This is a genomic window from Micromonospora sp. NBC_00421, from assembly GCF_036017915.1.
In the GTDB taxonomy this organism is placed as follows: domain Bacteria; phylum Actinomycetota; class Actinomycetes; order Mycobacteriales; family Micromonosporaceae; genus Micromonospora.
The window spans coordinates 6,217,726-6,230,446 of sequence record NZ_CP107929.1 but is presented as its reverse complement, the minus strand read 5'-3'; the positions used below and the strand labels follow the sequence as shown (position 1 = coordinate 6,230,446).

At 70.4% G+C, this 12,721-nt stretch carries 9 protein-coding genes; 8 read left to right on the top strand and 1 reads right to left on the bottom strand.

Features of this window, described 5'->3' with window-relative positions:
- Positions 1-349: 349 nt before the first annotated feature.
- Genes OHQ87_RS26650 through OHQ87_RS26620 form a run of 7 tightly spaced genes read left to right on the top strand, consistent with a single transcriptional unit; the run spans position 350 to position 9,229 of the window.
- Positions 350-664, top strand: coding sequence for a hypothetical protein (locus OHQ87_RS26650; protein ID WP_328342290.1), 315 nt, complete (start codon positions 350-352; stop codon positions 662-664).
- 13 nt (positions 665-677) lie between these two features.
- Positions 678-1,040, top strand: a complete 363-nt coding sequence (locus OHQ87_RS26645) for a hypothetical protein (protein ID WP_067302246.1) — start codon at positions 678-680, stop codon at positions 1,038-1,040.
- A gap of 49 nt (positions 1,041-1,089) precedes the next feature.
- On the top strand, positions 1,090-4,932 hold the full coding sequence (locus tag OHQ87_RS26640; RefSeq protein ID WP_328342287.1) for an ATP-binding protein: 3,843 nt from the start codon (positions 1,090-1,092) through the stop codon (positions 4,930-4,932).
- A gap of 2 nt (positions 4,933-4,934) precedes the next feature.
- Positions 4,935-6,884, top strand: a complete 1,950-nt coding sequence (locus OHQ87_RS26635) for an MFS transporter (protein WP_328342285.1) — start codon at positions 4,935-4,937, stop codon at positions 6,882-6,884.
- Positions 6,881-7,438 carry a hypothetical protein gene (locus OHQ87_RS26630; protein ID WP_328342283.1) on the top strand — a complete coding sequence of 186 codons (558 nt, stop codon included), beginning with the start codon at positions 6,881-6,883 and terminating at the stop codon, positions 7,436-7,438. The genes OHQ87_RS26635 and OHQ87_RS26630 overlap by 4 nt, the downstream gene beginning before the upstream one ends.
- Complete coding sequence (locus OHQ87_RS26625; protein ID WP_328342281.1) at positions 7,435-8,613, top strand: M23 family metallopeptidase; 1,179 nt, start codon at positions 7,435-7,437, stop codon at positions 8,611-8,613. The genes OHQ87_RS26630 and OHQ87_RS26625 overlap by 4 nt, the downstream gene beginning before the upstream one ends.
- Positions 8,614-8,626: 13 nt before the next feature.
- A complete protein-coding gene (locus OHQ87_RS26620) occupies positions 8,627-9,229 on the top strand; it encodes a hypothetical protein (RefSeq protein ID WP_328342279.1) in 603 nt (200 codons plus the stop codon).
- 3 nt (positions 9,230-9,232) lie between these two features.
- Here the strand turns inward: OHQ87_RS26620 and OHQ87_RS26615 are convergent, their stop codons facing one another.
- Positions 9,233-9,793 carry a hypothetical protein gene (locus OHQ87_RS26615; protein ID WP_328349012.1) on the bottom strand — a complete coding sequence of 187 codons (561 nt, stop codon included), beginning with the start codon at positions 9,791-9,793 and terminating at the stop codon, positions 9,233-9,235.
- A 203-nt stretch (positions 9,794-9,996) separates the two neighbouring features.
- On the opposite strand from OHQ87_RS26615, the gene OHQ87_RS26610 reads away from it, so the two are divergent.
- On the top strand, positions 9,997-12,669 hold the full coding sequence (locus OHQ87_RS26610) for an FtsK/SpoIIIE domain-containing protein (RefSeq protein WP_328342277.1): 2,673 nt from the start codon (positions 9,997-9,999) through the stop codon (positions 12,667-12,669).
- Positions 12,670-12,721 lie beyond the last annotated feature (52 nt).

Below are 12,721 nucleotides of genomic sequence, written 5' to 3'. Positions count from 1 at the left end.
GGTACCGGTCGCGCCGCACCGCTCCGAGGACCCCCGCCGGCCGACCCGGCAGCGGGGCTGACGTGCTCATTAGAACAGGTGTACGATCGGTCACCGAGGTCGAATCGGGTCGACTCTTCGCGGCTTGTCGCAAAGGAGGGCGGCCCGTACGCTGTGGAATTGCCCAGCATCAAGAGGTGGCGAGGCGTGGAGGGAGGGCCAAAGCGGGAAAATCCCCCCAAATCTCGCCACTCTCCGTGGTGAGAAAACAGCACGACGTCATTCGCGCTGCGCACAGTGAGCACATTTCCCGCCAGGCTTGCCTATTGCACCACCGCGGCACCGCCGGCCGCGTTATGGGGAGGTTCCAGTGATCGCCTACGAGCTCATGGAGACGACGTCGTCCGGCGTCGCTCAGGTGCTGCACACCCTGGCGACGGCGCCGCTCGCCGAACCGGCCCCCAAGGGCATCGACACCAACAGTGTCGTCACCTTCTTCGCCAGCAAGATCGCGCCCATCCTGCTCGCCGTCCTCGGGGTCATCTTCATCGGCCGGGCCAGCCGGGGCGAGATCTCCAAGGTGCTCACCAGCTCGGCCATCGCGATCGTCGGGCTGGCCTTCATCGCCGGCGCGGCCACACTCTTCTTCATCGGTGACTACCTGATCGACCTGATCTTCGAATAGGCGCGGGCGAGACATGCGGCTGCGCACCGACGACGACATCTACCGGGCACGCCTGGTCTACCTCGGGCCGCCCGGCTACACCCTTCCGGTCCACCTGCCGTACGCCCAGTACGGACTGTTCATGCTGCTCGTACCCCTCTACATGTTCATCCACTGGTTGTTCACGTTGCAGGTCGAGCTCTTCCCCGCCTGGGAGATCGCGCTCGCCATCGTGAGCACCTCGTTCATCTTCCGGTACGTCGACCCGGACCGGCCGGCGCGGATGGTCATCCGCACCGCCCTCACCGACTGGCGACGCACCCGGGAGCCGGCCGCCGAACTGCGGGATCCCCGCCTGGTCGGCAGCCGGATCAGGATCCGGGAGGAACTGGCATGACCGGGCGTACCCGCATCGGGCAGTCGGACCAGATGGGTGAGGCGGTCGAATGAGTCGCTCTTCCACGCCGGGTTTCCCGGCCGGACGACACGGCGCCCCGCACGGTAACCGTGCGCGGTCGTTCGACTACCCCCAGGAGGAGCTGCCGGACGACGAGCCGTACGACCCGGCCCTGCTCACGGGCCCGGGCCAGGGCGGGGTAGGTGTCTTCCAGGCACCCCGACCCTCCCCCGGCCGTGGCACGCCCCCGGTCGAGCCGGTCTCCGCCGCGCCGATGCTGGTCGGTGACGGCACCGACATCGACTCCCCCTTCCTCGACCTCTTCGGCGGCGGTCCACGCCCCGGTGCGTCCCCCTCGCCCGGCACCCCCGTGCGGCGCGGCACCGGCCGGGAGCACCCGGCCATCCCGCACCAGTCGGCCGTACCGACCTCGCCGGCGGCCATCGAGGCGCAGGCGCCCCCGGCGGCCATCGAGGCCGCCCCGCCGACCGAACGGTCCACCCGTACCCGGGTTCCCCACCAGCAGGGCGACCGCCTTGCGGCGGCTCCAGCCGCCGAGCCGCCGCAGCGGGCACCACGCCGCATCGTCCCGGCCGAGTTGTTCCCCCCCGACGTGGGCGAACCGCTCACCGCCCGGGAGGCAGCCGAACGGGCCCGCCGGGAGGCCACCGAGCGGGCCCGGGAAGCAGCCGACCGCAGCCGGCGTGCGGCCGCCGAGCAGGCCCGACGCGAGACCGCCGAAGCAGCCCGGCGTGCGGCGGTCGTGCAGGCCCAGCGCGAAGAAGCCGCCGAACTGAGCCGCCGCGAGGCCGCCGAGCAGGCCCGACGCGAGGCCGCCGAGGCGGCGCAGCGCGAAGCCGCCGCACGCGCCCGTCGTGACGCGAGCGAAGCGGCCCGACGCCAGGCCGCCGAGACGGCGCGACGCGACGCACTCGAAGACACCCGCCGTGCGACGGCCGAAGCAGCCCGGAACGAGGCTGCGGAACGCGGCCGACGCGAGGCTGCCGAGGTCGCGCGGCAGCCCAGCGCCGAGCAGGCCCGACGGGAAGGGCTGCCGACGGCCGGGCCGCGGCCGACCCCGGTGGAGTCCGCGCCGGCCTGGCCGGAGCCCGTCGAGTCGGCCTGGCCGGAGACGCCCGAGCCGCTCCGGGTGGAGGCCGTGACCGCCCCGATCGGCGCGCTGACCGCCGAGCCGGTCCGGCGCGAACTCGTCGAGCCCGACCGGCCCGAACCCGCCGACCCCGGTTCCCGGGAACTGGCCGCGCCGAGAGAGCGCGCGGCGAGCCGCCGCAACACGCCCACCAAGCCGGTCCGGGTACGCGCACCGAAGATCAAGTTCGGTGACCGGGATCCCTCGATCGAGCTGGCGATCACCGAGATAGCCGGTCACCTGACCTTCACCCCCAACACGGTCACCGCCTGGTACTGGCTCCCCGAGGTCCGGTGGGCGTTCCGCCCGGACGCCGAACGCGAGGCGCTGCTCTCCGCCATCTCCGAGCAGTACGCCGGCCTGGCCGGTTTCCGGCTGCACCTGCGCCGCACCACCCGGCCGTTCCCCGCCGACGAGTGGGCCCGCACCATCGACGCGCACACCGCCGCACCGTTGCCCGACGTCCCCGGCACACCCGGCTGGGCCGACCACCTGGTCGCCGCCCAGCAGCACCTGATGTCGGTCAACCACGCCGAGGGGCAGACCTACCTGGGGGTCACCTTCGCCCGTCGCTCACTCGGTGACTCCCTCACCGAACGGCTGCTGCGGGCCTTCGGCAAGGGCACCGCCGACGGGGAGCGCCGCAAACTGGGTCGCACCGTCGAGCAGTTCGACGAGGTGCTGGGCAGCTTCGGCATGCGTGGCCGGCGGGTCACCGCGCAGGAGTTGGAGTGGCTGCTCTACCGCTCGGTCGCCCTCTGCATGGCCCCACCCGGCACGCTCTCCCCGGTGACCAACGGCCGGTGGGAACGCGGTGACCTGCTCGCCCTCACCGAACAGGTCGAGCGTTACCGCACCCCGTACGGCACCACAGTCAAGCTGGTCAACCGGATGACCGGCGAGGAACGACACGTCGCCGTACTCGCGGTCGGCCGGATGGAACCGTTGGAGATCCCGGAACGGCACGAACCCTGGCTGCACTTCCACGAGCGGCTGCCCTGGCCGATGGAGATCTCCACCCGGGTCGACATCCTCGGCTCCGGTGACTCCTTCCGTAACCTCGAACACCGGTTACGGATGATCCGCTCGCAGCAGCTCGACTACGCCGAGCACGGCATTGACGCCCCACCCGAGCTGGAACGGCTCGCCAAGCGGGCGCTGGTGATCGGCGACGAGATGACCACCGGCCTGCCGGTGGACTCCGCCCGGGCGCACGGCTGGCACCGGATCGCCGTCGGCGGCCGGACCCGCGAGGAGTGCATGGAACGGGCCCGCCGGCTCATCCAGCTCTACTCCCGGGAGCTGCGCATCTCCCTGCAACACCCCAAGAACCAGGACTGGCTGGCCCGGGAGTTCATCCCCGGCGAGCCGATCGCCAACACCGGCTACGTCCGCCGGATGCCGGTCCCGCTGCTGGCCGCCGCGCTCCCCCAGGCGGCCTCCACCGTCGGCGACCGCCGGGGCGACCTGATCGGGCGTACCGCCGGCACCTGCCGCCGGCCGGTCTTCCTCGACCTGCACTTCCCGATGGAGGTACGCGAACGCTCCGGGCTCGCCGTCTTCGTCGCCGAACCCGGTGGTGGCAAGTCGACGCTGCTCGGTGCGCTCGGCTACCTGGCCGCCCGCCGGGGTGTGCAGGTCACCCTGCTCGACCCCTCCGGGCCGCTGGCCCGCCTCTGCGCCATGCCCGAGCTCAAGCCCTACGCCCGGGTGCTCAACCTGACCGGCTCGGAACCGGGGACACTGGCCCCCTACGCGCTCATCCCCACCCCGCTGCGCAGCGAGTTCGCCACCGGCGCGGCGGGCGACCGGGAGTTCGAGATCGCGGTCTCCAACGCCCGGGCCGAGCGACGCATGCTGGTGCAGGACATCTGCATGATGCTGGTGCCGCCGCAGGTGGCCCGGGAGGCGTCCACCGCCACCCTGTTCCGACACGCGGTACGCCAGGTGCCGGCCGAGGAGAAGTCCACCCTGGACGACGTGGTCACCTGCCTGCAGGGGCTCGACGACGACGCCGGCCGGGAGTTGGCCAACCTACTGCTGGACACCGCAGAGATGCCGCTGGCCATGCTCTTCTTCGGCCGCCCGCCGGAAGGGCTGCTCGGCGCGGACGCGGCGCTCACCGTGATCACCATGGCCGGCCTCCGACTGCCCGACCTCAAGATCGAACGCGAGTACTGGTCGGCCGAGGAGGCGTTGGCGCTGCCGATGCTGCACACCGCGCACCGCCTCGCCGTACGCCGCTGCTACGGCGGTTCGATGTCGTCCCGTAAGCTCGTCGGCCTCGACGAGGCGCACTTCATGGAGGGTTGGCGCTCCGGCCGCTCCTTCCTGGTCCGACTCGCCCGCGACTCCCGCAAGTGGAACCTCGCCGCCCTGGTCGCCTCGCAGAACCCGAAGGACATCCTCGGCCTCGACGTCCAGAACCTCGTCTCCACCGTCTTCGTCGGCCGGATCGCCGAGGACACCGAGATCGCCTCCGAGGCCCTCCGGCTGCTCCGGGTCCCGGTCGACGACGGCTACGAGGCCACCCTGGCCTCTCTCTCCGCCGTCGACACCACCTCCGCCACCCGGCTCGGCTTCCGCGAATTCGTCATGCGCGACGTGGACGGCCGGGTGCAGAAGGTCCGGGTGGACGTGTCGTACGTCGAGGGGCTGTTGGACCATCTCGACACCACCCCCGCCGCGGTCGCCCAGGCCGCCGGGATACTGCCGACCGTCCTGGCTGATCTGGAGGCGTGACAATGGCGAGGACCCGGGCACGGATCACGGCGCTCCTCCTCGCACTCGGCGTACTCGCCGGTGCCACGATCGCCTGGCCGGTGGTCGGGGCCACACCGGCGTACGCCGGTCCGCCTGTAACGGCGCAGGCCGCCGCGGACCTCTGCACCACCAAGGAGTGGCAGGTCGACTTCCGCGCCTGCGTCTCCAAGCTGAAGCAGGTCAGCGAGACCGAGGTGGACTGCCGCAAGCCGCCGGTTCCCTCGGCCCCGGACTCCGGACTGGCCGGCTGGTTCGCCTCTCGACCCGATGCGTCGAAACTCCCCGGACCGAAGGGCCTCTACAGCGACTACGGCTACGCCGGATACAGCTTCAATACGTACGACGTGGAGGGAGGCTGTGCCTCCGCCGTCCTGCATCCGGACTACAAGTTCACCACGACAGTCGCCAACGGCGAGCTTATGATGGCCACGGCAGTGGTGGGTGCCTCGAACGCACTGCGGGAGCGCGCCTGGGACCCTCGGTCGATGTGGAACTGGGCCGACCCGCTGGTGGACAAGGCCACCAAGGCCGTCTACCAGAAGGTGTTCAGCGTCTTCGGCATCGTGACGCTCTGCGTGGTGGGCCTCTATCTGCTGTGGCGCTCCCGCCAGTCAGACATGAGCAACGCCATGACCACCGCAGGCTGGGCGCTCCTCGTGATGGTCGCGGTGACCGCGCTCGCGGCCTGGCCGGTGAAGTCCGCCAATATAGCCGACGGCACACTCATCACCTCGCTGGGCGTCGTACACGACGCCGTTGGACCTGCGACCCGCGACATTCCACCGGATCGATGCGTGTTGCCAAACCCCGAAGCGTGCGTGGACAAGCGCCCTCCTGCCGTCCGGGCCAGCGACACCGCCACCGAGTCGATGTTGTACCGCAACTGGTTGCGTGGGGTCCTGGGCTCGGCGGACAGCGAGACTGCGAAGAAGTACGGGGCAGCCCTCTACGACGCCAAGTCCCTCTCCTGGGAAGAGGCGGAGAAGCTCCGGCAGAATCCGGCAACCCGGGATGCGACAGTCAAAGCCAAGCAGCAGCAGTGGATGACCGTCGCCGAACAGATCAAGTTGGAGGATCCGGAAGCCTACGAGTACCTCCAGGGCAGCCGGGACATGGACCGGATCGGCTCCGGATTCATCGCGGTGCTCGCCTCGTTGCTCTTCGCCATGTTCGACCTCACCGCCTCCCTGCTGGTGCTGCTCGGTTTCATGATCTTCCGTTGGGCGGTCATCGCGGCGCCGATCCTGGGCACGATCGGGCTACTCCGTCCGGCCAGCGCCGGCTTGCGGCGGTTGGCGAACGCCGTGGTCGCCGCTGTCTTCAACATCGCCATCTTCGGCACCGGAGCAGCGATCTACCTGTTCGCCGTCGACCTGATCATGAGTACGCCCACCCTGCCGGGTTGGCTCCAGGTGGTGCTGGTCTGGCTCTGTGGTGTTGTCGGCTGGTTACTTCTTCGGCCATATCGACGGATCACGCAGTTGGGTGGCAAGGACGGCGGTGAGGCGGTCAGCTCCGCCGGGTCGTGGCACCGCCGGTTCTTCCGGGACATGCGGGTCGCCGCCCGACTCGACGTCGCCGAGCCCGGTGGCACGGCCGAACCGAAGAACACTCGACGGCGGGGAACAGCGCTGGAACCGGCGGGTCTGCGGCCCGAGGCCCGGCGGGAAGATCCGAGCCACTCCACGGTCAGCACACCCGCTCCGCGGGAACGGCCGGATGGACAGGAGCGCGCTGAGGACGCCGAGCCGGTCCCGCCGAAGCGCGAGAACGGCCGCCCCACGGCCGCGCCCCGCCCTCGTCAGCGATCGGCGGCGGCTTGGACCGAGCCGGATTCGCCGGAGGAGACTCCCTCGTTCGTTGTCTACCGCCCCGACTCCGCGGCACCAACGCCGAAGCCCACTCCCCGGGTACGCTCCGAGGCCAGGTGATCGTGATGCGACGAGCAGTTGAGTTCCTCTTCAGGCGGCTGGTCCGATCCCGGCTCGGCATCGCACTCGCGATCGCCGTGCTGGTACTCGGTGTGATCAGCGCGGCCCGTCTGGTATCCGGTCCCAGTGACTTCACGGCGGGACTGAGCAGCCGCCCTCGTGAACCCATAACAACTGTCGACCCGGAGGAGGGCGACGACGGTGTCATCACCACCCCGGTTCCGGAGTCGCCCCGTACCCGACCCGGCGAGTTGACCCCCGAGCAGACGGCGACCCGGTTCACCACCGCCTGGCTCGGCGGACCCGCCACCACAGCGGAGCAGTGGCAGTCGGCCCTCCGGCCGCTTTCCACCTCCGCACTCACCGAGAAGCTGACCGACGCCGACCCAACCGGGGTGCCGGACGAGAAGGTCACCGGTTCCCCGACGCTCCGACCTCGAACGGCGATATTCGCCGAGGTGTTGGTTCCGTTGGAGAGCGGAAGGCTGCGGTTGGAGCTGGTTGCGCCCGACGGCCGCTGGTTGGTGGATGCCGTGGACTGGGAGCGGGAATGACTGCCGAGACGCCGGGCACGGGGGAACTGCCTCGCCGCCGGTTCCGAATCGGTGCCGTCGCCGCCGCATTGACAGGCGCCCTCGCACTTCTCTGCTGCGGTGGTGGCAGCGCGGCGTTCTTCCTCACGAATCTCGGCGGGAACCAGGAAAGCCTGGTGTCCAACGAGCAGCAGTGCGAGGACGAGCACCGAGTCAACGTGACCGGAAAGATGCCTCGGATGTCCGCATACGGGGACAGTCAGCTGCGTAACGCGGCGATCATCATCAAGGTTGGCCAGAAGATGAAGGTGCCACCCCGGGGGTGGGTGATCGCGGTTGCCACGGCGATGCAGGAGTCAGCGCTGCGGAATTTGTCCAACAGCACGGTCGCCGGCTCCCGCGGAATCCCGAACGAAGGCGTCGGCTCGGACCACGACTCCGTCGGCCTATTCCAGCAGCGAGCCGGCTGGGGCACCGTCGTGGAACGGATGTCCCCCGACTATGCCGCCCGCAAGTTCTACGAGAAGCTGCTGAAGGTCGACGGCTGGGATCGGATGTCACTCAGCCGGGCAGCACAGAAGGTACAGATCAGCGCCTATCCTGACGCTTACGCGAAGCACGAGGACCTTGCGAGTCAGATCGTCAACGCTCTCGCCGGTGGTGCCGCTCGGACGGTGCAGATCGCCGACCGCACGGTCTGCGACCAGGCTTCCGCGCGGACCATCGCCGCCTCCGGCTGGACCGCACCGATCAGCGGTGGCGTCGGCTCCGGGTTCCGTACCGCGAGCCGGCCGCGCCACAACGGAGTGGACATCGGCGCCCGCAAGCGAACCGAGATCCATGCCGCGGCTACCGGCCGAGTGCTCGTCGCACGCTGCGACCCTGACCACAATGGAGTGCGTAACTGCGATGTCGACGGGTTTCCCGGTAAGGGCGGATGCGGTTGGTTCGTCGATATCCTGCACGCTGGCGGTTACGTGAGCCGCTACTGTCACATGATCGAGAAACCTCGGGTGGTCCCCGGGCAACTCGTGAAAGCGGGTGATGTCATCGGGCTGGTGGGCAGCAGTGGGAATTCGTCGGGCCCACATCTGCACTTCGAGGTACACGTCGACGGTAACCGCAGCTTCACCGGCGGGATCAATCCGGTGCCGTTCATGCGACAGCGGGGAGCACCGCTGAACGGGTCGGCATGAGGCTGCCAGAACGATGAATGGACCGCTGCCGGATCCCTTCGCCGGTCAGCCCGACTGGGCACCGCTACCACCACGACCGATCGAGATCGTTCCCGCCACAGGCAGGGTCGAATTGCGCGGCCGCCGCGTCCTCGTCGGACTTCCCGGCCTCGGGTGGCGGGGGGACCTGCGCGCCGACGAGCGGGTGGTACAGGGCAGTCGCACCTATGTGCCGATCATCCCGGAACACGAGTGGTATCGGGCGGAGGCCGATCAGGTGGAGGTCTTCGCCCCGCTCGTTCCCGTGGAAAGAGTGTGGGTGGAGACCCTGGCCGACCGGCCCGCGCTCACCGCCCCTACGCGTGAGAATGCCATTCAACTGGTTTCCTTGGACGGACCGACGCATCGGTCCCCCACACCGGTCTTCGAGACGGATGCGGTCAGTGGCCGTCGAGTGGTGCACGTCGAGGACTCCATCGAGCACCGTGACCTACGCGCGGTGACCGAGTCCTATTCGGGCGCCGACGGCGACATCTGCGTCCGGGTCACTCCGGAACTGGATTGGTACCGCTGGGCTTGGCGTGGGCAGCCACCCACCACATTGGAGGTACCGGTCCACCTGCTGTGGGTCGAGTAACTATCAAATAACTTTGGTTGCGTCGCATACTGTCCAATGATCATTGAGGCGAGTCTGAAATCGCCAACGCTGCCGATCACTTTGAGAAATGCCATCCACTGCTGCCGAGAGAATTAGATCTGTTTCCACTTGTGCAGTCTCACCGTCTCGTTGCGTCGAGAGCGCCCCCCAGCTGATCGTAAGCGTCGTCGCGAATCGGCGCTCTCTGTTACGCAGATCGTCACGGAGCGCTCGCATCTCGGCTAGTCCATCTAGGCTCCCCTTGCACACGAGGAGTTCTGCACGGGTGTCGTTCTCATTGACCAGGAACTCACGGAGGTAGTTGTCCACCACGACGTCGGGGGCGCTTCGGTCGGGGGTGGCGGCTCGCTCGTACAGCACGTAGCCAGCCACTCCGCCCCCCACGCAGAGCAACGCCAGCACGCCGGCGACGACAGTGAGAGCGGTCCGAAGCCGGCGGGGGGGACGCTGCGGCACTGGCAGCGGCACAGGGGATGCCGACTGGTCCGGCGGGGTCCGCTGCGCCGGTACACGGGACACCTGGGAACCGGCGGGGGGCTGCACTGATTCCACCCCCTGAGGCTATCGGCTGAGCGCCTCGTACCCAATGCCCCGGAAGCTGCGGATCGTGACAGGATGATCTCGCGAGGTGAGAGTTCGTCGTCATTCACGACAAGCCCGGCGCATCGCCGTCGCGCTTCCCGTGGCAGCGGCCCCGGCTGGGATACGGTCTGCAGTCGGGGAGGTTTCCAACCTCGGAAAGAGGGGTGGACGCGGTGGCCGGTCCGAGGGCTCGTACGAACCGCGCCGCTGCCCTGCACCGCCGTGCCGCGGCCACCGCCACCGCTGCCGCCGGGGTCCTCGACGAGATCCGCCCGGCCCCCGCCGACCAGCGCCGCCAGTACGAGTTGGCGGACCGGTTGCGTTCCGCTGCCGCGTTGCTCGCCCCGGGTTGGGCCGGCGCCGTTCTGGAGGACCTGCCGGCGGATGCCCCGTGTGGCGAGGAGAACCCCTCCTTCGTCCGGATCGGTACGGCCGCACCGCTGGAGGACGCCCGTTTCCCGGCGTTGGTGCCATTGCTCGGTTCGGGGCATCTGACGCTCGACGCGGACGTCCAGGATCCCCGGGTGAACGGCCTGCTTCGGGCCGTACTGCTGCGCTTGCTGGCGGCTGCCCCGGCGGGCTGTCTGCTGGTCCGCGGCGTCGACGGCACCGCCACCGGAGCGGACAGGACCACCACCCGCACCACCGCCGGAGCGGACAGGGCAGCCACCGGCACCACCACTGGAACGGACGGCACGAGCACCCGCACCATCGCCGGGCCGGAAGCCTGCGGAGCCGGCACCTTCGCACCGTTCGCGGCGCTTGCCGATGCGGGTCTGCTGCCGCCGCCGGTGACCGATGTGGCCGGGCTGCGGACGGTGCTCACCGAGGCCGAGCAGTGGGTCTCCCCGGGGAGCGGACGACCCCGCCGACATGACCGGACGCTGTTGCTGGTGATCGCCGGGTTGCCCGAGTCGACCGCTCCGAGCGACCTGGAACGGATCGTGGCGCTGGCTGAGCGGGGTAGAGGTGCCGGTCTGCACCTGGTGGTCGCCGGCTGGCCGGCCGCTGGCCGGCCGCCGTTGCCGCAGGCGACGCCGGTACGGCTGCGTACCTCGTACGCGCTGGTGGGTGACCCGCCGGGCAGCCCGTTCAGCGGGCCGGGCCCCGATGCCCCCGGTGGGCTGAACTGCCCGGTCCTCGTCGACGAGGATCCTGGCCCGGAGTTGATCGGGGCGGTCTGTCGTCGGCTGGCCGACCAGGTGGAGGCGGGTTCCCGGCTGGGCCTCGCCGAGCTTCTGCCGCCCGAGGACGCGCAGTTGTGGACGGCCACGTCGGCCGACGGCCTGTCCACCCCCGTCGGGGATGCCAGCGGCCGGCCGGTCACCGTGGGTTTCACCGAGCTGACCCCGCACTGGCTGGTCAGCGGCCGGTCGGATGCGAGCCGCTCGGCGTTCCTGACCAACGCCCTGCTCGGCCTGACCGCCCGGTACGGCCCGGACGAGCTGGCCCTGTACCTGGTGGACCTGGGCAACGGCGAGTCGTTCGTGGAGTTCCTCCAGACCGAGCGGGACCGATCGTGGCTGCCGCAGGTCCGCGCGGCGGGAATGGCCGCCGACCCGGAGTACGTCCGGGATCTCTTCGACCAGTTGCTGCTGGAGATCCACCGGCGGCAGGAGGCGGCGGCGCGGGCCGGCGGTCAGCGTTTCGCGGAGCTGCGCGATCATCAGATGCTGCCGCGCATCGTCTGTGTCATCGACAATGTCCCCCTGCTGCTGTCAGACCGGGAGCCGGTGGCGGCCGAGGTGCTGGCCCGGTTGGACGGCCTGGCCCGGTCGGGGCGCGGGTACGGCGTACACCTGGTCTTGGCCGGCGCGGGTGACCTGGGCGTCGGCGCGGGGCCGGCACCCCGGGACTCGGTGCTGGGGCAGTTCCCGGTGCGGGTGGCGCTCGCCGGGGGCAGCGCGGTGTTGATGCCGACCAACGACGCCGCCGCCGGCCTGGCGGTGGGCAGCGCGGTGGTGAACACCGCTGGTGGACTGGGTGGGCCGCGCGGCGCCACGCGCGGGCACGAGCGGTTGGTCCGGTTCCCCGACCCGCACGACGCACCGGAGGTGGTCGAGCGGCTGCGGCATCGACTGTTCACGGCGCGGCCGGAGGGTGCCGCACCGCCTGTGGTGTTCGCCGGTTGGGCCCGGCCGTTACTGCGTAACGATCCACGGTGGCGGGCTGCCGTGGCCGGCCGCTCCGGCGCTCCGGCGGCTCTGCTGGGTCGGGCGGTGGACGTGGCCCGGACGACCGTGGCCGTGCCGTTGGGTCCGGTGGCGGGACGGAACCTGGCCGTCCTGGGCCCGGGCGTGGCGGCGGCGGCCCTGTTGGTGACGGCTGCGCGGAGTACCGCCGCGCACCATCCGCCGGGTACCGCGGAGTTCGTGATCGCCGCGCTGGCCGAGGGGTCCGCCCCGCTGGCTGCCGAGCTCGCCGCCGAGTTGGGCGAGCGCCAGCGGGTGTCGACGGTGAACGGACCGGAGTTCCTCACGGTGGGCAACGGTGCCGGCCCGATCTATCTGGTGGTGTTCGGGGTGGACGCGCCGTCGGTGCGGGAGGTGCCGCCGGACAGGTTGCGCACGCTGCTGCGGGAGGGTCCGCCCGAGGGTCGGCACCTGCTGGGCTGGTGGCGGACGGTGCCGCCGTTCGCCGGTCTGGTGGAGCCGGACGGCGAGGTCGGAAAGTTGGCCGCGGTCGCCGCGGTCGACGTGCCGGGTGCCCAACTGGCCCCGGTCTTCGGGCGGCCGGTGCAGTGGCGTCCCCGACCGGACCGGGTGGTCCTCTGGGACTCCCCCGACGACCATGGCACCGTGCTGGTGCCGTTCGCCTACGAGGCGGATCAGACGTGACCCACGGACGGCGAACCCGAACCCCTCCGGCAGCGGGCCGACCCCGGCCCGG